Annotated in this window: 18 protein-coding genes; 10 read left to right on the top strand and 8 right to left on the bottom strand. The window is 62.4% G+C overall.

Annotated elements, in window-relative coordinates; translation table 11 throughout:
* Positions 1–8: 8 nt before the first annotated feature.
* The 3 genes from DBO86_RS26055 to purU are packed head-to-tail and all read right to left on the bottom strand — an operon-like array spanning position 9 to position 1511.
* Positions 9–179 (bottom strand): hypothetical protein, encoded by a 171-nt coding sequence (locus DBO86_RS26055; protein ID WP_003462503.1) that lies wholly within the window; start codon positions 177–179, stop codon positions 9–11.
* 11 nt (positions 180–190) lie between these two features.
* The gene (locus DBO86_RS14250) at positions 191–616 is read right to left on the bottom strand and encodes a CBS domain-containing protein (protein ID WP_003462505.1); all 426 of its coding nucleotides are present in this window, start codon (positions 614–616) and stop codon (positions 191–193) included.
* 43 nt (positions 617–659) lie between these two features.
* Complete coding sequence (gene purU / locus DBO86_RS14245) at positions 660–1511, bottom strand: formyltetrahydrofolate deformylase (RefSeq protein ID WP_003462508.1); 852 nt, start codon at positions 1509–1511, stop codon at positions 660–662.
* A gap of 296 nt (positions 1512–1807) precedes the next feature.
* On the opposite strand from purU, the gene mvaT reads away from it, so the two are divergent.
* Positions 1808–2182: a histone-like nucleoid-structuring protein MvaT gene (gene mvaT / locus DBO86_RS14240; protein WP_108234001.1), complete on the top strand. Its 375-nt coding sequence runs from the start codon at positions 1808–1810 to the stop codon at positions 2180–2182.
* Between the two features lie 195 nt (positions 2183–2377).
* Here mvaT and sbcB read toward each other — a convergent pair whose 3' ends face one another.
* Positions 2378–3826 carry an exodeoxyribonuclease I gene (gene sbcB / locus DBO86_RS14235; protein ID WP_108234000.1) on the bottom strand — a complete coding sequence of 483 codons (1449 nt, stop codon included), beginning with the start codon at positions 3824–3826 and terminating at the stop codon, positions 2378–2380.
* A gap of 181 nt (positions 3827–4007) precedes the next feature.
* Between sbcB and DBO86_RS14230 the strand changes: the two genes are divergently transcribed.
* From DBO86_RS14230 to DBO86_RS14195, 8 genes are all read left to right on the top strand, one after another.
* Positions 4008–4766: a hypothetical protein gene (locus tag DBO86_RS14230; RefSeq protein ID WP_108233999.1), complete on the top strand. Its 759-nt coding sequence runs from the start codon at positions 4008–4010 to the stop codon at positions 4764–4766.
* An 88-nt stretch (positions 4767–4854) separates the two neighbouring features.
* Entirely contained in the window at positions 4855–5580 is a 726-nt protein-coding gene (locus DBO86_RS14225) for an RDD family protein (RefSeq protein ID WP_003462518.1), read from the top strand.
* The gene (locus tag DBO86_RS14220; protein ID WP_108233998.1) at positions 5577–6557 is read left to right on the top strand and encodes a stage II sporulation protein M; all 981 of its coding nucleotides are present in this window, start codon (positions 5577–5579) and stop codon (positions 6555–6557) included. Before DBO86_RS14225 ends, DBO86_RS14220 begins: the two co-directional genes overlap by 4 nt.
* Positions 6544–8130, top strand: coding sequence for a DUF4129 domain-containing protein (locus DBO86_RS14215; RefSeq protein ID WP_108233997.1), 1587 nt, complete (start codon positions 6544–6546; stop codon positions 8128–8130). The genes DBO86_RS14220 and DBO86_RS14215 overlap by 14 nt, the downstream gene beginning before the upstream one ends.
* Positions 8127–9317, top strand: coding sequence for a DUF4350 domain-containing protein (locus DBO86_RS14210; RefSeq protein WP_108233996.1), 1191 nt, complete (start codon positions 8127–8129; stop codon positions 9315–9317). Before DBO86_RS14215 ends, DBO86_RS14210 begins: the two co-directional genes overlap by 4 nt.
* A 50-nt stretch (positions 9318–9367) precedes the next feature.
* A complete protein-coding gene (locus tag DBO86_RS14205; protein WP_425266793.1) occupies positions 9368–10348 on the top strand; it encodes an AAA family ATPase in 981 nt (326 codons plus the stop codon).
* Positions 10345–11676: a DUF58 domain-containing protein gene (locus DBO86_RS14200; protein ID WP_108233994.1), complete on the top strand. Its 1332-nt coding sequence runs from the start codon at positions 10345–10347 to the stop codon at positions 11674–11676. The genes DBO86_RS14205 and DBO86_RS14200 overlap by 4 nt, the downstream gene beginning before the upstream one ends.
* Before the next feature lie 244 nt (positions 11677–11920).
* On the top strand, positions 11921–12502 hold the full coding sequence (locus DBO86_RS14195; protein WP_003462535.1) for a superoxide dismutase: 582 nt from the start codon (positions 11921–11923) through the stop codon (positions 12500–12502).
* 70 nt (positions 12503–12572) lie between these two features.
* Here the strand turns inward: DBO86_RS14195 and DBO86_RS14190 are convergent, their stop codons facing one another.
* Together DBO86_RS14190 and DBO86_RS14185 are read right to left on the bottom strand one after the other, a co-directional pair.
* On the bottom strand, positions 12573–13217 hold the full coding sequence (locus DBO86_RS14190; protein ID WP_108233993.1) for a hypothetical protein: 645 nt from the start codon (positions 13215–13217) through the stop codon (positions 12573–12575).
* A 2-nt stretch (positions 13218–13219) separates the two neighbouring features.
* Positions 13220–14515 carry an ammonium transporter gene (locus DBO86_RS14185; protein WP_108233992.1) on the bottom strand — a complete coding sequence of 432 codons (1296 nt, stop codon included), beginning with the start codon at positions 14513–14515 and terminating at the stop codon, positions 13220–13222.
* A gap of 303 nt (positions 14516–14818) precedes the next feature.
* Here DBO86_RS14185 and DBO86_RS14180 point away from each other — a divergent pair, with 303 nt between their 5' ends.
* On the top strand, positions 14819–16873 hold the full coding sequence (locus DBO86_RS14180) for a putative bifunctional diguanylate cyclase/phosphodiesterase (RefSeq protein WP_108233991.1): 2055 nt from the start codon (positions 14819–14821) through the stop codon (positions 16871–16873).
* A gap of 63 nt (positions 16874–16936) precedes the next feature.
* On the opposite strand, the gene DBO86_RS14175 is transcribed toward DBO86_RS14180, so the two are convergent.
* Together DBO86_RS14175 and DBO86_RS14170 are read right to left on the bottom strand one after the other, a co-directional pair.
* Positions 16937–17842 (bottom strand): GIDE domain-containing protein, encoded by a 906-nt coding sequence (locus tag DBO86_RS14175; protein ID WP_108233990.1) that lies wholly within the window; start codon positions 17840–17842, stop codon positions 16937–16939.
* Between the two features lie 10 nt (positions 17843–17852).
* Positions 17853–18425 carry a LemA family protein gene (locus DBO86_RS14170; RefSeq protein WP_013716744.1) on the bottom strand — a complete coding sequence of 191 codons (573 nt, stop codon included), beginning with the start codon at positions 18423–18425 and terminating at the stop codon, positions 17853–17855.
* Between the last annotated feature and the right edge of the window lie 17 nt (positions 18426–18442).

Raw genomic sequence — 18442 nt, 5'->3', positions numbered from 1 at the left:
GTATTGCATCACGCGCCAGAATTGTCCCGCTGCTCCTGCAACTGTCGCCAGAGCTCGGCCGCCTCGGCGAAATCGGTGCCATCCTCCTCGCTGAGGGCTTCGGGATCGTAGCGCCGCACGCAACCTTCGCCCAATGTCGGAGGCGCCTTGGCGGTGGCCTTGTCCAACGGATCGCTCATCGTCAACACCCTCAACCAATGTTCAGCTCGCCCTGCTCATGCTGGGCGAACTCCTTGACTGCGCGCAGCACATCATGGCGACTGATCTGCCCGACCAGGCGCCCATGCTCGATTACCGGCAGACGCCGCCGCTGGCCACGCAGGAAGCGCTCCGACAGCTCGATGATGTCAGCCTCGGGCGTGACCGTCTCCACCTCGGTGGTCATGTAGGTACTGACGGTGCCACCGACTGCTTCGTAGTAGGCGCCGGAGAGAATGCCGCGCAGGCAGTCGCCCTCGGACAACAGGCCAATCAGGTGGCCCTGGGAGTCGACCACCGGAGCACCGGAAATACGGTGCTCCAGCAGTCGATTGATGGCAGTGAACAGATCGGTATCCGACCTGAAGGTCACCAGATGGCGAGTCATGTAGTCGCGCACCTTGATGGACTTGAGCATGGGCGTTCTCCTCTTTCGTGCAGTGGCCGGCCCATGCAGCAAGTCAGTCGAATACCACCGTCTTGTTGTCGTGCACCAGCACTCGGTCTTCCAAGTGATAGCGTAGCCCACGCGCCAGCACCATTTTCTCCACGTCCTTGCCCAGACGCACCATTTCCTCGATATCGTCGCGATGGGTCACCCGAACCACGTCCTGCTCGATGATCGGGCCGGCGTCCAGCTCTTCGGTGACATAGTGCGAGGTCGCGCCAATCAGCTTGACGCCACGCAGCGAGGCCTGGTGATAGGGTTTGGCGCCCACGAAGGACGGCAGGAAGCTGTGATGAATGTTGATCACCCGCTGAGCGAACTCGGCGCATAGTGCCGGCGGCAGAATCTGCATGTAGCGCGCCAGGACGATGACATCAGCCTGGTGCGCCTTGACCAGACGCTCCACTTCGGCGAAGGCCGGAGCCTTGTCCTTGGGATCGACCGGCACATGGAAGTACGGAATGCCATGCCACTCGACCATGCTGCGCAGATCGTCGTGGTTGGCGATCACGCAGGGGATCTCGCAATCGAGCTCGTTGCTGTGCCAACGGTGCAGCAGATCGGCCAGGCAGTGCGACTCGCGGCTGGCCATCAGCACCACGCGCTTCTTCTGCGCCGAATCGGTAATGCGCCACTCCATCGAGAATTCGCGGGCAATCGGCGCGAAGGCCTGCTTGAAGCCATCGAGATCGAACGGCAGTGAGTCGGCACGGATTTCGTGACGCATGAAAAACCAGCCACTCTGCGTGTCGGAATGGTGACTGGCTTCGGTAATCCAACCGTTGTAGGTGGCGAGAAAATTACTGACTTTGGCAACGATGCCGACGCGGTCAGGGCAAGAGATGACCAATCTGAACGTACGCATAATTAAAACCCCAAGGGCGACGCATAAAGCCGGGCATTCTAACGGCATGCGCGCAAAACTGCAGCAGCCATGCGCCTGCACAAGCCCGCGACTGAGCGCCCGGAAAGGGTCCTATTTGCGCGCAGCGAAAACTTCATGGCTAGTTGCAGTAGCCGATTTAATTTAAGCCTGAGCGACACATAGGGTTGCATTACACTGCGGTTATTTTGTGGCCTGCTGTTTACTTGCTATAAGTGCGTGATTATTATTAGACCACTGTTGACTACCACAGATTTATTCACGCCAAGGTAATGCCCATGTCGCTGATCAACGAATACCGCAACATCGAAGAAAGCATCAAAGAGCTCCAAGAGCGTCTGAAGAACATGTCGCAAGACGACAAGCTGAAGAAAGAGCTGGAGTTCGAAGGCAAGCTACGCACCCTGATGGGCGAATATCAGAAATCGCTGCGCGACATCATTGCCCTGCTCGATCCTGAAGCCAAAACCGGCAAAGGCGTACGTGCCAGCAAGCCTGTGGCTACCAAGCGTGCGCGCAAGGTCAAGCAGTACAAAAACCCGCACAGCGGCGAAGTGATCGAAACCAAAGGCGGCAACCACAAGATCCTGAAAGAGTGGAAAGCCAAGTGGGGCGCCGACGTCGTCGAAGGCTGGGCCACGCTGCTGGGCTAACACCTGCGCAACACCCAAAACGCCAGCCATGCTGGCGTTTTTTATTGTCGCGGTGTTTTTCAGCCCCTAATTATTCCGGGCGATTTCCGGCAGACGCAATATCCGCATCAAGCGAACAGTTTCCGCACTGACCTCTTTCTGGTACTGCATGATGTGAGCCTCATACGCTGCACATTGTCCTGAGCACCTGACCGTTTAAATCCCTACGAAACTTATAGCCAAACGCGCCTGCAACGCCTGCGCATGAGCCTGCCATTGCTGCAACACTTGCAATTGCTCGGGGCTGCAGTTAGCCCGCAGCGACTCCATTGCCGCATAAAATTGCGCCAGGGTATTGGGTGCACCGAACTCTGGATCACTCAAACGCTGCCGACAGAATGCTTCCCAGCGCTGAGACTCAGCGACGGACAGACTGGCCGGAAAATTGCGCGCCCGATAACGAAACAACAATTCGGGCAGTCGTGCATCATCGAACGGCCATTTTTTATTGTTGGCCAATGCGTCAGGTTGTGCGGCACGTACCTGCTCACACAAACGACGATCACGATCACCGATAAAACCATCGTACAGCTGTTGCTCGGGATCGTGACTGCCTGCAAAGGCCTCTTCTCGGTAAACACTCGCCAACTTGCCCAGCCACAATGGCTGTTCATTCTTCAACACGTCAATATGGCGCTGACAAACCGACCAGTCCAACTGCAAACGCTGCCGATCCGCCTCACGCAACACCGACAGCGGCGCCACCACCGGACAGCGGTTGATATGCAGCAGTTTCAGCGGTACCGGCAACTCGCCTTCGGCAAGCGCCTCACGCCGCGTGTAGAGGCGACTGCGCAGCGTGTCGGCATCCAGATTCAGCAGAGGCGATGGATCGGCCTGCAGATCACAGACGATCAGTGCGTTGCGATTGCGCGGATGCCAGGCCAGCGGCAGGACCGGCGCCAGATAATGACGTGCCGCCGAGAAACGCCCGGAAACGTGCAGCACTGGCTGCAGCAGGCGAACCTGATCCATGACCCGCTGCTTGCTGCGCAGCTGATAGAGGAAGTCGTACAGTTTTGTTTGCCGCTCGCGCAGCAGCCGTGCCAGGCCAATGGTGGCGCGTACGTCGGACAGCGCATCGTGCGCCTGGCCGTGATCGATGCCGTTGGCCTGGGTCAGCCGCTCCAGCTTGAGCGATACGCGCCCCTCCTCCTCAGGCCATTCGATGCCTTCGGGCCGCAGTGCGTAAGCAGTGCGTACCAGATCGATCAGATCCCAGCGGCTGTTGCCGCCCTGCCATTCGCGCGCGTAAGGGTCGAAGAAGTTGCGATACAGGCTGTAACGCGTCACCTCATCATCGAAGCGCAGGCTGTTGTATCCCGCACCACAGGTGCCGGGCGCCGATAACGCGGCATGCACACGGGTCATGAACTCCCCCTCGGCCAGCCCCTGTTGTTGCAGACGCTGCGGGTCGATACCGGTGACCAGGCAGGCGGCCGGGTGCGGCAGGATGTCATCGCTGGGCCGGCAATAGATGTTCAGCGGCTCGCCGATCTCGTTCAGCGCCTCGTCGGTACGAATGCCCGCCACCTGCAGCGGACGATCACAACGCGGATTGATACCGGTGGTCTCGTAGTCGTACCAGAAAATGCTGGAAGTCATTGGCGGCTCCATACCCTGGACAAAATGGCCGCCAGTTTATCATTCACCTGCGGCCTCGCTGCCGCCGGCAAAAGCATGCACCAGCGCACAGGCGCCGCACGAGCAGGTGTACTGCACTTGAGAAAAATGCTGTAACCATTAGCATTGGCGCTCCTCTAACACTCTGTACAAGGACGCAACCATGAGTGACGCGATTACCCCCAATCCCTATGCCGCCCCCTCCAGCGATCTGCAACAGTCGCCCCAAGGTCATGCACCGAGTATCGAAGAAGCCCTGGCACGTGGTTATGACTTCAGTATCGGTGAGCTGCTGAGCGAGTCCTGGAGCAAGGTCAAGGGCACCAAAGGCATCATCATCGGTGGCTTTCTGGTGTTCTACGTGGTGCTGCTGGCCGCCACCTTCATCCTCGGCGGCGTTGTCGGCATCTTCGGCGCGCTGAGCGATAGCATCGCCCTGATGTTCATCGGCGAGATTCTGATTTCGCTGCTGGCTTCGGCCCTGGCCTATCCCTTCATGGCCGGCATCAACATGGTCGGCATTCGCCGCGCCGCTGATCAACCCCTGAACTTCAACGAAATTTTCAGCCACTTCGGGCGCACCGTGCCGCTGATCATCACCGCCGTGGTGATGATGCTGCTGATCTACCTCGGCATGATCCTGCTGCTGATCCCCGGCATCTACCTGGGCGTCGCCTACCTGCTGGCCATCCCCTTGGTGGTCGAACGCGGCCTGTCGCCCTGGCAGGCGCTAGAAGCCTCGCGCAAGGCCATTACCCAGCACTGGTTCAAGGTCTTCGGCCTGTTCATCGTGCTCGGTCTGATTATCATCGTCAGCGCCATCCCGCTGGGCATCGGCCTGGTATGGAGCATTCCGCTGATGGTCGTGGCCATGGGCGTGCTCTATCGCACCATTTTTGGCGTACTGCCTGCCGCTCGCTAACCGACGCCACTCGGGCCAGTTCACTGGCCCGGTTGCGTTCGTGGCCCGCTGCTCGCTAGCATCGGGCTTTCCTTGATGCAGTCCGCCGATGCCTTCACGCTCAAGCGTCAGTCTTTCGTCCCACCAGCCGCCTCTGGATACCCGCTATCAGGTCGAAACGCCGGAAGGTATCGATCTGCATCTGCGACCGGCCGGGCTGGTGCCGCGCGCCCTGGCATTCGCCATCGACCTGGCCATTCGTGGCCTGATTCTGATGGTGATGTTCATCGTTCTCGGCCTGCTCGGTCAGTTCGGCATGGGCCTGGGCACCATCCTGCTGTTTCTCGTGACCTGGTGGTACATGGTGCTGTTCGAGGTGTTCAACCAGGGCCGCTCTCCCGGCAAGCAGATGCTCGGCCTGCGCGTGGTGCACGATGACGGTACGCCCATCGGCTGGGCCGCTTCACTGACGCGCAACCTGCTGCGCTTCGTCGATATCCTGCCGTTCGGCTACACCCTGGGCATCATCAGTTGCCTGAACCATCCGGCGTTCAAGCGCCTCGGCGATATTGCCGCCGGCACCCTGGTGGTCTATCGCGATGCGCCGTTGAGCAAACCGCAGTTGGCCGATGCCGAACCGCTGCCAGCACCCTTCCCGCTCAGCCTTGACGAACAACGCGCCATTCTCGGTTTTGCCGAACGTGGTAGCCAACTGTCCGCCGCCCGCAGAGCGGAGCTGGCGGCGCTGCTGGCCGAACCGCTACAAGTGCCTGCCGAACAGGCCGAGCCGCGCCTCAACGGCATCGCCCGTGGCCTGCTGGGGAGTGCACCGTGAAACAGAGCTTGTTCGAAAGTCGCCATCAGCCAGACTGGGATGCGTTCAACAGTCAGCTCGAGGCGCTCGAGCGCGGCAAAGCCGAAGCGCAAACCTGCCAGAGCTTCGCCGCTCGCTACCGCCAGCTCTGCCAGCACCTGGCCCTGGCCCAGGCCCGCGGCTACAGCAGCCACCTGATCGATCAACTGCAGCAGTTGGCCATGCGCGGCCACCAGCAGTTCTATCGCCATCGCAGCCACCTCGGCGCGCAGACGATCCGTTTTCTGTTCGGCGGCTTCCCGCGTCTGGTACGCAGCGAATGGCGCAGCGTATGCGTGGCCAGCCTGCTGTTCTTCGGCAGCCTGGCAGTGATGGGACTGCTGACCTATCTCTATCCCGAGCTGATTTTCAGCCTGGTCAGCCCCGACCAGGTCAGCGAAATGGAGCGCATGTACGATCCCGACGCGCGCCGCCTCGGCCGCTTCAGTGAACGCGGTTCGGGCGACGACTGGGTGATGTTCGGCTTCTACATCATGAACAACATCGGCATCGCCTTTCAGACCTTCGCCAGCGGTCTGCTGCTCGGTCTCGGCAGCCTGTTCTTCCTGCTGTTCAATGGCCTGATGATCGGCGCAGTGGCCGGCCACCTGACGCGCATCGGCTACGGCGAGCCGTTCTGGTCCTTCGTCATCGGCCATGGCGCCTTCGAGCTGACCGCCATCGCCCTGGCCGGCGCAGCGGGTTTCAAGCTCGGCTGGGCGCTGCTCGCCCCGGGGCGCCTGACTCGCAGCGAAGCCTTGCGCCTGGCAGCCGGCAAAGCGATTCAACTGGTAGCCGGGGTGATCCTGTTCCTGCTACTGGCGGCCTTCATCGAGGCGTTCTGGTCGTCGACCACCTTCGCCAGCCCGGACATCAAGTACATCGTCGGTACTGGGCTCTGGGTGCTGGTACTCAGTTATCTGCTTTTGGCCGGGCGGAGGCAGCATGCGCCTGACTGAAGCCAGCGTGGCCATCCGCCCGCGCAGTGCCTGGGAAGCCATCGACCTCGGCGTGCTGCTGGCCCGTCGCCACGCCGGCCTGCTGATGGCCAGTTGGGCGCTGGTCACCCTGCCGCTGTTCGCTCTGCTCTGCGCCCTGCTCTGGGAACATCCGGGCTGGGCCATCTTTCTGTTCTGGTGGCTCAAGCCTGCCTACGAACGGTTGCCGCTGTACATTCTGGCGCAGGCGCTATTCGGCAATACCCCCACGCTCAAGCAATCCCTGCGTGCGCTGCCGAAACTGTTGTGGCCACAACTGCTGGCCAGCCTGACCTGGCGTCGCCTCAGCCCGACGCGCAGTTTCGACCTGCCCGTACAGCAGCTCGAAGGCCTGTCCGGCCAGGCGCGCAGCCAGCGCCTGGTGGTGCTTGGTCAGCGTGACAGCGCCGCCGCTACCTGGCTGACCCTGGTCGGTGTACATGTGGAAATCGCCCTGTGGATGGGCTTGGTCGCGCTGTTCTACATGATGCTGCCGCAACAGGTGGAACTGAACTGGAGCTGGGAAAGCCTGATCGCCGCCAGCAGTGGCCAGTGGCTGTGGCTGGAACACCTGTCCAACCTGCTTTACGTGCTGCTACTGATTCTCTGGGAGCCGGTCTATGTGGCCTGCGGATTCACCCTCTATCTCAATCGCCGTACCGCCCTGGAAGCCTGGGATATCGAACTGACCTTCCGCCGCCTGCGCCAGCGCCTGACCGGCAGCGCCTACGCCCTGCTGCTCGGTTGTGCCCTGCTGCTGACGCAGCTACCTGACAATGCCCTGGCCGATACGCCTGTGGCAGCCAGCGAAGCAACCGAACCGGCTGACCCACAAGGCCCCGACGCCCCACGCCTGCTCAAACAGCCGCTGACCAGCCAGGCTGCGCGCGCGAGCATCGAAGCGCTGCTCGACGAACCGCCCTTCCAGCACCGCGAAACCGTCACGCGCTGGCGCCTGGGCGAAGATAAGCCCGCGGAGGAAACCAAACCGGAGGACATCGAAGCCTTCCTCGACATGCTCAAGAACCTGCTCAAGCTGGGCGAATGGTGGAAGAGCCTGGATGTCGTCGCGCAAGTCTTTGAAGTACTGCTGTGGGCGGCGCTGGCCGCGCTGCTGGCCTTCGTCTTGTGGCGCTACCGCGAGTGGCTGCAGGCCTTTGGCGAACGCATCGGTCTGCCGACGCGGCGCCGGCAGGCCGCACCACAGCAGCTGTTCGGGCTCGAACTGGCGCCGGAGACACTGCCCGACGATGTCGCCAGCGAAGCTGAGCGGCTCTGGGCCGAACAACCGCGCGCAGCCCTCGGTCTGCTTTACCGCGCCCTGCTCAGCCGCCTGCTACACGAACACCGCCTGCTCCTGAAGCAGTCGCACACCGAAGGCGAAGTGCTGCACCTGGTCGCCAGCCTCGGGCAGCAGAACCTGGAGGACTACAGTCGTCAGCTCACCCTGCATTGGCAGGCCCTGGCCTATGGTCACCGCCTGCCTGCCGAATCGCTGCGTCAGGGCCTGTGTCAGGGCTGGCGCCGCCTGTTCGGTCAGGAGCGTGCGGCATGAGTCGGCGCGCCGGTTTCATCCTCGCCATGGCCCTGCTGCTGGTACTGGGGCTGCTCGCCAGCTACGTGTTGGGCAAGCTCGAACCCTATGAAGACGTGATCGAGCACGGCCCAGCCCCCGAGGTTGCCAGCAGCCCTTATCTGGCTGCCGAGCATTTTCTGCGCAAACAGGGCATTGCCGCCCGCCGCGCCGAAGGCCTGGATGTGCTCGATGGCCTGCCCAGCGAAGGCCAGACCCTGATGCTGCTGGCCGACCGCGGCAACATGACGTCACGTCAGGTCGAACGCGTGCTGCAATGGACGGCGGGCGGCGGTCACCTGCTGTTCATCGCCGAACGCCTGTGGGACGAAGAGGAAGGCAAGAGCGGCGACCTGCTGCTCGATTTACTCGGCGTCCAGCAATACATGAGTGACGAGTTGGACGACGAAGAAGCCAGTGAGGCAGAAGCGGAAAACGAGCAGAACGAAGAGCACGAAGCCTACCCGCAACTCACCAAACTCTACTTGGAGAACGAACAGGCCCCGGCCTACATCGCCTTCGACACCGATTTTCACCTGTACGATGCGCAGAACCGCGCGCACGCCTGGGCCAATAGCGACTCTGCCACGCACCTGCTGCAGCTGTATCACGGCGACGGACTGATCACCGTACTGAGCGACCCGTGGATCTGGCAGAACCGCAATATCAACGAGTACGACCATGCCTGGCTGCTCTGGTACCTGAGCCAGGACAGCGCCGTGACCCTGCTTTACCACGCCGACAGCGATGGTCTGGCGCGCCTGCTGCTGCGCCATTTCCCGCTGGCCTTGCTGGTGCTGGCCCTGCTGATCATCGCCACCTTGTGGCACGTCGGCATGCGTCATGGCCCGCTGCAGGCACCGGCCAGCCGAGCCCGTCGCCAGCTCGAGGAACACCTGCGTGGCAGTGCCGACTTCCTGCTCCGCCGCAGTGGCCAGCACAGCCTGCTCAGAGGCCTGCAACAGGACATCAATCGCCGTGCGCGGCGCCGCCACCCCGGTTTCGAGAAGCTCGCCGTCGCCGAACAGTGGCAGGTGCTCGGTCGCCTGACCCGCCTGCCCGCCAAGGACATCAGCCAGGCCATGCGCCCATTGCCGCCGCAACGCCTGTCCGCCAGTGACTTCACCCGCCAGGTCGCCCACCTGCAAACCCTCAGGAATGCCCTATGAGCGAAATCCCCGAGAACGACAACCTGCCGCAGCAGGAAGCCCCGGCTGCCATGCCGAGCAACCCGCAAGCACAACAGCGCCAACGCGCCAGCCAACTGGCCCAGGCCCTGCGCGCCGAGCTGCGCAAGGCTGTGATTGGCCAGAACGCGGTGATCGACGACGTGCTCACCGCGCTGATCGCCGGTGGACACGTGCTGGTCGAAGGTGTGCCGGGGCTGGGCAAGACCCTGCTGGTGCGCGCCCTGGCGCGCTGCTTCGGTGGCGAGTTCGCACGCATCCAGTTCACCCCGGACCTGATGCCCAGCGATGTCACCGGCCATGCCGTGTACGACATGCAGAGCGAGCAGTTCAAGCTGCGCAAGGGTCCGGTGTTCACCAACCTGCTGCTGGCCGATGAAATCAATCGCGCACCGGCCAAGACCCAGGCCGCCCTGCTGGAAGTGATGCAGGAGCGCCAGGTGACCCTGGAGGGCCGCGCCCTGCCGGTGCAACTGCCGTTCATGGTGCTGGCGACCATGAACCCGATCGAGCAGGAAGGCACCTACCCGCTACCGGAAGCGGAGCTGGACCGCTTCATGCTCAAGCTGCGCATGGATTATCCGCAGCAGGATGAAGAGCTGAACATGGTGCGCCAGGTGACCCGCTCGGCCAAGGCCGACATGCTCGAAGTCAGCCCGCTGCGCACCCTGCTGCAAGCCAAGGACGTGTTGGCCCTGCAGAAGATCGCCAGCGATTTGCCACTGGATGATCAGGTGCTCGATTACGCCGTACGCCTTGCCCGCGCTACCCGCAGCTGGCCGGGCCTGACCATGGGTGCCGGGCCGCGTGCATCGATTGCCCTGGTGCGTGGCGCCCGTGCCCGCGCACTGCTGCGCGGCGGCGACTTCGTCCTGCCGGATGATATCAAGAGCTGCGCCCTGGCCGTGCTGCGTCATCGCGTACGCCTGGCGCCGGAGCTGGATATCGAAGGCCTGTCGGTGGACCAGGTGCTGCAACAATTGCTCGATCAGGTGCCGGCACCGCGCCTATGAAACCTTCGCGCCTGCTTCTCGGGCTGCTAGGCGGCCTGTTCGCTGCTGCCATGCTGCTCGGCGCCCTGCCCCTGCTCGGCATACGCCTGGCAGACAGCCTGATGCCACTGGCCTGGGGGCTGTTGCTGACGCTGGCACTGATCGCCGCCGTCGATGCCTTGTGGCTGCGTCGCCAGCACTCGCCGCGCCTGGAGCGCATGCTGCCCGGCAACCTGCCGCTCGGGCGCTGGAGCGAGGTGCAACTGATCGCTCATCACGACTTCACTCAAACCCAGGAAATCGAAGTCTTCGACCATGTGCCTGAAGGCATGGAGTTCGATTTCCTGCCGCAACGCATCACCCTGCACCCCGGCCAGCAGACACGAGTCAGCTATCGCCTCAAGCCGCTGGTCCGCGGGCATTTCCATTTCGCCCGGTGCGAGCTGAAGCTGCCCAGCCCGCTGCGCCTGTGGCAGGCCAAGCGCCTGCTGCCGCTCGCCGGCGAAAGCCGCGTCTATCCGGATTTCGCCCGCCTCTACGGTGCACAGCTGAAGGCCGTGGATGACTGGCTGAGCCAGCTGGGCGTACGCCAACGCCCGCGTCGCGGCCTGGGCCTGGAATTTCACCAGCTGCGCGAATTTCGTGACGGTGACACCTTGCGCCAGATCGACTGGAAGGCCACCGCCCGCAAGCGCACGCCCATCGCTCGCGAGTACCAGGACGAGCGTGACCAGCAGATTGTCTTCCTGCTCGACTGCGGCCGCCGCATGCGCAGCCAGGACGACGAGCTGTCGCACTTCGACCATGCCCTCAACGCCTGCCTACTGCTCAGCTACGTCGCCCTGCGCCAGGGCGATGCCGTCGGCCTGGCGACCTTTGCCGGCAACCAGTCGCGTTACCTGGCGCCGGTCAAAGGCCCGGCTCAGCTGAACGTGCTGCTCAATGCCGTTTACGACCTCGACACCAGCCAGCAACCTGCCGACTTCAGCGCCGCTGCCGACTTGCTGCTGGCACGTCAGCGGCGCCGCTCGCTGGTGGTGCTGGTGACCAACCTGCGCGACGAGGACGATCAGGACCTGCTCGCCGCCGTGCGTCGCCTCTCGCGCCAGCACCGCGTGCTGATCGCCAGCCTGCGCGAGGAAGCGCTGGACCGCCTGCGCCAGACGCCCGTGGAGCAATTCGATCAGGCCCTGGCCTACTGCGGCACGCTGGACTACCTTAACGCTCGCGCCGACCTGCACGAGCGCCTGGCCGCCCACGACGTACCGGTGCTCGACGCCCGCCCAGCCGAACTCGGCCCGGAACTGGTGAGCAGTTATCTGGCCTGGAAGAAGGCCGGCGCACTTTAAAGGTCTGTTGGCGTTTGCGTACGACCGCGCCGAAAGAGGCAACTGCTGGCGCCCCTGACTGTCGAACCCAATGCTGCAGAGGCCCTGGCACCGGCTTTCCCATACAGATGTTGCGTGGTTATGGCCGTGGTTGGGTGCTATGATTCCGAGTCTGCGGCGCAAAGAGTACAAACTCGACGCCGCCTATAGGCCGCCCGTGATCGGCCTTGCGCATAACGCACACGACCTGAGTAGGAGATAGACCATGGCTTTTGAATTGCCGCCGCTGCCTTACGAAAAGAATGCCCTCGAGCCGCACATTTCCGCCGAGACCCTCGAGTTCCACCACGACAAGCACCACAACACCTACGTCGTGAACCTGAACAACCTGGTGCCGGGCACCGAGTTCGAAGGCAAGAGCCTGGAAGAAATCGTCAAGACCTCCTCGGGCGGCATCTTCAACAACGCCGCTCAGGTATGGAATCACACCTTCTACTGGAACTGCCTGTCGCCGAACGGCGGTGGCCAGCCGACCGGCGCCCTGGCTGACGCCATCAATGCGGCCTTCGGTTCCTTCGACAAGTTCAAGGAAGAGTTCAGCAAGGTTTCCATCGGCACCTTCGGTTCCGGCTGGGGCTGGCTGGTGAAGAAAGCTGACGGCTCCCTGGCCCTGGCCAGCACCATCGGCGCCGGCTGCCCGCTGACCTCCGGCGACACCCCGCTGCTGACCTGCGACGTGTGGGAACACGCCTACTACATCGACTACCGCAACCTGCGTCCGAAGTATGTCGAGGCGTTCTGGAACCTGGTGAACTGGGACTTCGTCGCCCAGAACTACGCGGCCTGAATCTCAGCCCCGTAATGCGAAAACCCGGCCTTCAGGCCGGGTTTTTCGTTTCTGCATCACGGCTGCGCAGCTAGAGCAATCTGCGCGGTGAAAACTCCACCCCCTGCTCCTCCACACGGTTGACCGCCTGGCTCAGTACACGGTCGGCACGTACCGGCCCGAGAAACTCGCAGAGCCCGATATAGAGCAGGTTCAACAGTTTGCGCAGCTGCTCCAGCCCCAGGTTGGCGATACCGTCGCTCCCGCCCTGCTCCAACCAGATACGCAAACGCGTCGACAGCTCGGAACTCACCCCCATACCGGACAGGTTGCCGGCGGCAAAGCGCCTCAGCGCCGCCTGCTGCGCGCCATCGAGTTGCTCCAGCAAGGTCTGGTTCAGAGCCAGAAAGGTCGTTTGTGCGGCGCTATCCGGAGTCGCCACTTGCCTTACGGCCTCATTGCGTCCCTGGCGCCAGGCGGCCAGTTGCTCCTCCGGGTCAGGCAACAGCTGCGAGGGTGGTCCCGTCAGGGCGCCAACCAACTCGCGGTACAGGCGTGCGCGTTCGAGCTTGCGCTCGGTACGCAGCACCACCTCGGCGAGAAATTCATTGAGAGCGAACGGCGGTTGCTCGGCGTATTTGTTCTCCCACAGGGCCAGCAGTGGCCAGACCTCTTCATCCGAAAAGTGTCCGGCCAGGCCGGTGTAGATCGCGCGACGGCGCAGGCTCAATCTCATGCTTAGCCCCTCCTCGACCATTGCTCGCTGTCGAAGGTCTGCGTCAGATTGAACTCCGGATAACCGACCTCGGCATGCTCGGCAAAATCCAGCCCACGCTGCTCATGCTGGGTCGAAACCCGCAATCCCATGGTCTTGGCCAACAGGAAGTAGAACACCAGGGCAACCGGAAAGGCCCAGAGAAAGGCTGCCGCAGCCCCCAATGCCTGCACCGCGACACGCTCCCAGTTGAACAGGTCGCCCTGATAGAACAGACCTGCAGCCAGGGTGCCCCAGATACCGGCGAATCCGTGGACTGGAATCGCACCGACCACATCGTCGAGCTGCAGGCGATCGAGCAAACGCATGCCGTAGACCACGACAAACCCGGCGATCAGACCACTGAGCAAAGCGAAACCCGGCGCCATGCTGGCGCAACCGGCGGTGATGCCGACCAGCCCGCCAATCGAGCCGTTCACCGTGGTGGTCAGCAATACCGGGCTGGCCGTGCTGCGTTGTGCCAGCAGAGCGCCGAGCGCACCAGCGACCGCAGCCAGGTGCGTGTTCAAGGCGATCAAGCCGAGACTGCTGCTGACTTCCAGGTTGCTGCCAGCGTTGAAGCCGAACCAACCGACCCAGAGGATGAAACCGCCCAATGCCACCAGGCCAAGATTGTGCCCAGGGATCAAGCGTGCCTTGCCATCAGGAGCGAAACGCCCGAGACGCGGGCCCAGCACCAGAATCCCTGCCAGCGCGCACCAGGCACCGATGCTATGCACCACGGTCGAGCCGGCGAAATCGATGAAGCCCAGCTTGGCCAACCACCCCTGACCGCCATACAGACCACCCCACACCCAGCTGCCGAATATCGGATAGATCACGCCGCTGATCAGTACTGCGCCAATCAGATAGGCGCCATACCGCGTGCGTTCGGCCATGGCACCACTGGCGATGGTCGCAGCGGTGGCGGCGAACATCATCTGGAACAGCAGGAAGGTGTAATCCCAGGGCTCGCCGTCATTCAGCGCGAAGTGACTCATGCCGAACCAGCCAGTGACATTGGCACCGAACATCAGGCCGAAGCCGAACAGCCAGAACACGATGCCGCCAACGCAGCAGTCCATGTAGTTCTTCATCATCACGTTGACCGCGTTCTTGGCCCGCGACATGCCGCTCTCCAACAAGGCGAAACCCGCCTGCATGAAGAACACCAGCACGCTGGCCAACACCAGCCAGGCCGTATTGGCGGCCTCTTCGCTGGCAGCATGGGCCTGTGGGGCAAAGCTGACAGCGACGAGCAACAGCACGAGCGTTTTCATCACGAATCCCCTCCCGGTCGATGCCCGGCCTTCGCAACTCTTGTGCCAGCGGCCAAGCAGACGGCAGGTGACGCGTCAAAGGCGTAACCACGACGGACGGTCAATATGACCAAAGGTATTCAAGTACGGCGCAATCGCACCGACACAGAGCAGTGAGTCGGCCTCCAAACAGCGATTCGCACCAGGAGCGTTCCTTGTGGGATAAATAGTGCCACCCGGCATGATGGCCCTTTGACGGCCAGGCCTAGATTGCCAATACTCTCGTCTGACTGACGCTGTAAGCATCGACATAAGGAATTGCCTTTGAAGCTGGAATTGAAAAACAGCTTGTCACTCAAGTTGCTCCGCGTGGTGCTGTTGTCAGCACTCGTAGTCGGGGTGGTATTGAGTTGTGCGCAAATTGTCTTCGACGCCTACAAGACACGTCAGGCGGTGGTCAACGATGCCCATCGCATCCTCGGCATGTTCCGCGACCCTTCGACCCAGGCGGTATACAGCCTGGACCGCGAGATGGGCATGCAGGTTATCGAGGGGTTGTTCCAGCACGAATCGGTGCGTCACGCCTCCATCGGCCACCCCAACGAACCCATGCTGGCCGAGCGGACTCGCGATCTGGCGCAAATGCCGACTCGCTGGCTGACCGACCCGATCCTCGGTCAGGAACAGCTGTTCGCCACCAAACTGGTCGGCCGTGGCCCTTACAGCGAGTATTACGGTGACCTCAACATCACCCTCGATACGGCACCTTACGGCGAAAGCTTCGTCACCAACTCGGTGATCATCTTCATCTCAGGGGTGCTGCGCGCCCTGGCCATGGGCCTGGTGCTTTATCTGGTCTATCACTGGCTGCTGACCAAACCCCTGTCGAAGATCATCGAGCACCTCACCAACATCAATCCCGACCGCCCCAGCGAACACAAGCTGCCCATGCTCAAGGGCAACGAGAAGAACGAGCTGGGTTTGTGGATCAACACCGCCAACCAGTTGCTGGCGTCCATCGAGCGCAACACCCACCTGCGCCGGGAGGCCGAGAACAGCCTGCTGCGCATGGCTCAGTATGATTTTCTTACCGGCCTGCCCAACCGTCAGCAACTGCAACAGCAGCTCGATCAGATTCTCGAAGATGCCGGCCGTCTTCAGCGTCGCGTCGCCGTGCTCTGCGTCGGCCTGGATGACTTCAAGGGCATCAACGAACAATTCAGTTACCAGAGCGGCGACCAGTTGCTGCTCGCACTGTCCGACCGCCTGCGCAGCCATAGCGGCCGCCTCGGCGCACTGGCCCGTTTGGGCGGTGACCAGTTCGCCCTGGTTCAAGCCGACATCGAACAACCCTACGAAGCCGCCGAACTGGCGCAGAGCGTACTCGACGACCTGGAGCTGCCTTTCCTGCTCGATCAGCACGAAGTGCGCCTGCGCGCCACCATCGGCATCACCCTGTTCCCGGAAGATGGTGACAGCACCGAAAAGCTGCTGCAGAAAGCCGAACAGACCATGACCCTGGCCAAGAGTCGTTCGCGCAATCGCTACCAGTTCTACATCGCCAGCGTCGACAGCGAGATGCGGCGCCGCCGTGAGCTGGAAAAGGATCTGCGCGATGCCCTGGCGCAGAACCAGCTGCACCTGGTCTACCAGCCCCAGATAGACTACCGCGACCACCGCGTGGTCGGCGTCGAGGCGCTGCTGCGCTGGCAGCACCCGCAACACGGCTTCGTCCCGCCGGACCTGTTCATCCCGCTGGCCGAACAGAACGGCACCATCATCCCCATCGGCGAATGGATTCTCGACCAGACCTGCCGCCAACTGCGCGAATGGCATGACCAGGGCTTCAGCGATCTGCGCATGGCCATCAACCTGTCCACCGTGCAGCTGCACCACGCCGAGCTGCCGCGCGTGGTCAACAATCTGATGCAGGTCTACCGCCTGCCGCCCAAAAGCCTGGAGCTGGAAGTCACCGAGACCGGGCTGATGGAAGACATCAGTACCGCCGCCCAGCATCTGCTCAGCCTGCGTCGCTCCGGCGCGTTGATCGCCATCGACGACTTCGGTACCGGCTATTCCTCGCTGAGCTATCTGAAAAGTCTGCCGCTGGACAAGATCAAGATCGACAAGAGCTTCGTGCAGGATCTGCTCGAAGACGAAGATGACGCCACCATCGTTCGCGCCATCATCCAGCTGGGCAAGAGCCTGGGCATGCAAGTGATCGCCGAAGGCGTGGAAACCGCCGAGCAGGAGGCCTACATCATCGCCCAGGGCTGCCATGAGGGCCAGGGCTACCTCTACAGCAAACCGCTGCCAGCGCGCGAGTTGACGCTGTTCCTCAAGCAGTCGCGACGCCTGAGCTCAGCCGCGACGCTCTGAACGTCCCCCACAAAAAACGCCGCGATCAGTCGCTGCGTTTTCGTTCGAGCCCGCAAACCCAACTCACCAGTGCTGCACACCCAGCAGCCAGGCCGTGGCCAATGCGCCGGCCAGGCACAGTACGGCGCCACCGGCGGCCTGCCAGTAGAAGCTGCGGGCCAGCTCGTCCTCTCCGCTGTTGGAGAGAATGAACGGCTGGCGCTCACCTGGCTTGGCCATCTGGTGCCGCGCCGGCTCGGACGCCTTTTGCCGGTGGCGATCCTCGGCTTCCAGTTGCGCCGCCAATCGCACGCGATTCCATTCCTGCTCGTCGAGCTCGCCGTTGCCGTCACTGTCGAAACGCCGCAGCAGCCCAACGTAATCGCCCTTCCATTCGCGGATCACTTCGCCCTGAGCGGCATGCCTGTCGAAGCCCTGCTGCGCAGCGCCACGAGTGCGAAAATCACCGATGGCATACAGCGGCTGGCCGACATGGAAGCGTTCTTCGCTGTAGCGATAGCGCTGGCCGCTGGTGAGAAAACCGAACAATCCGGTCTTGGCCGGACCCAGTGGGTGCCGCAGGTTACCCTCCCAGACGTCACGCACCGCCGCACGAATCTCGGCACCACGCGGGTCGATCAGGCATTCGCCGGTACCATCGACCAGGCGCAGCCAGGCATCACTGGTGCCACTTTCGATCACCCGCCAGCTGCGCTTCTTGCCACTGGAGCGATATTCCTCGATACGAAAGCGCCACCACAGGCAGGGTTTGCCGGTGAGCGGCCCGCGAATCTCCATGTCAGGCAGCGCTTCGAGTACACCATAGAGTTCGACATAACCCTGCGCCGCAGAACGGATCTTCGAGGTGGGAGTATCGAGCAGATGACGTGCCTGCGACCAACGCCGCAGGCACCACCAGGCGCCGCCCAGGCATGCGCTGAGGGTCAGCGTCAGGGTGAAGAAGAAGCCGAAAGGGTCCGCCTGCATCATCGGCTGACGCTCAATTGAATAGCGACTTCATATCTACATCGGCTTTTTCCGCATCGCTGAACACCAGCAATTCGGCAGCCGGGAAGTTGAACATGCGCGCGATGATCACGTCGGGGAACTGCTCGATACGCACATTGTTGAGGTTGACCGCCTCGTTATAGAGCTCGCGGCGATCGGCGATACCGTTTTCCAATCCGCTGATGCGCTGCTGCAGGTGCTGAAAGCTGTCGTTGGCTTTCAGCTCAGGGTAGTTCTCGGCCAGTGCGAACAGCTGGCCGAGGCCGGCACGCAGGCCACTCTCGGCCTTGCCCAGGGCACTGACATCCTGCTGCTCGCGGGCGCTGGCCACGGCGCTACGTGCGGCGATGACCCGCTCCAGAGTCGAGCCTTCGTACTGCATGTATTGCTTGCAGGTTTCCACCAGCTTGGGCAATTCGTCATGACGCTGCTTGAGCAGCACGTCGATGTTCGACCAGGCCTTGCTCACTCCATGCTTGAGGCGCACCAGGCCGTTGTAGAGGGACACCGCGTAGGCGCCGAGCAGGACGAGGACGACGATAACGATCACGGCGGTCAGGCTCATGCAGCTTTCTCCATGCA

The organism is Ectopseudomonas oleovorans, from assembly GCF_003052605.1.
Taxonomy (GTDB): Bacteria; Pseudomonadota; Gammaproteobacteria; order Pseudomonadales; family Pseudomonadaceae; genus Aquipseudomonas; species Aquipseudomonas oleovorans_A.
Note: the sequence above shows the minus strand (reverse complement) of the source record. Positions and strands in the feature narration are given on the sequence as shown.

What these genes read in the sequence shown, in the direction of transcription:
- DBO86_RS26055 (WP_003462503.1), bottom strand. Translation starts at nt 179, where the DNA reads ATGAGCGATCCGTTGGACAAGGCCACCGCCAAGGCGCCTCCGACATTG.
- DBO86_RS14250 (WP_003462505.1), bottom strand. Translation starts at nt 616, where the DNA reads ATGCTCAAGTCCATCAAGGTGCGCGACTACATGACTCGCCATCTGGTG.
- purU (WP_003462508.1), bottom strand. Translation starts at nt 1,511, where the DNA reads ATGCGTACGTTCAGATTGGTCATCTCTTGCCCTGACCGCGTCGGCATC.
- mvaT (WP_108234001.1), top strand. Translation starts at nt 1,808, where the DNA reads ATGTCGCTGATCAACGAATACCGCAACATCGAAGAAAGCATCAAAGAG.
- sbcB (WP_108234000.1), bottom strand. Translation starts at nt 3,826, where the DNA reads ATGACTTCCAGCATTTTCTGGTACGACTACGAGACCACCGGTATCAAT.
- DBO86_RS14230 (WP_108233999.1), top strand. Translation starts at nt 4,008, where the DNA reads ATGAGTGACGCGATTACCCCCAATCCCTATGCCGCCCCCTCCAGCGAT.
- DBO86_RS14225 (WP_003462518.1), top strand. Translation starts at nt 4,855, where the DNA reads ATGCCTTCACGCTCAAGCGTCAGTCTTTCGTCCCACCAGCCGCCTCTG.
- DBO86_RS14215 (WP_108233997.1), top strand. Translation starts at nt 6,544, where the DNA reads ATGCGCCTGACTGAAGCCAGCGTGGCCATCCGCCCGCGCAGTGCCTGG.
- DBO86_RS14210 (WP_108233996.1), top strand. Translation starts at nt 8,127, where the DNA reads ATGAGTCGGCGCGCCGGTTTCATCCTCGCCATGGCCCTGCTGCTGGTA.
- DBO86_RS14205 (WP_425266793.1), top strand. Translation starts at nt 9,368, where the DNA reads ATGCCGAGCAACCCGCAAGCACAACAGCGCCAACGCGCCAGCCAACTG.
- DBO86_RS14200 (WP_108233994.1), top strand. Translation starts at nt 10,345, where the DNA reads ATGAAACCTTCGCGCCTGCTTCTCGGGCTGCTAGGCGGCCTGTTCGCT.
- DBO86_RS14195 (WP_003462535.1), top strand. Translation starts at nt 11,921, where the DNA reads ATGGCTTTTGAATTGCCGCCGCTGCCTTACGAAAAGAATGCCCTCGAG.
- DBO86_RS14190 (WP_108233993.1), bottom strand. Translation starts at nt 13,217, where the DNA reads ATGAGATTGAGCCTGCGCCGTCGCGCGATCTACACCGGCCTGGCCGGA.
- DBO86_RS14185 (WP_108233992.1), bottom strand. Translation starts at nt 14,515, where the DNA reads ATGAAAACGCTCGTGCTGTTGCTCGTCGCTGTCAGCTTTGCCCCACAG.
- DBO86_RS14175 (WP_108233990.1), bottom strand. Translation starts at nt 17,842, where the DNA reads ATGATGCAGGCGGACCCTTTCGGCTTCTTCTTCACCCTGACGCTGACC.
- DBO86_RS14170 (WP_013716744.1), bottom strand. Translation starts at nt 18,425, where the DNA reads ATGAGCCTGACCGCCGTGATCGTTATCGTCGTCCTCGTCCTGCTCGGC.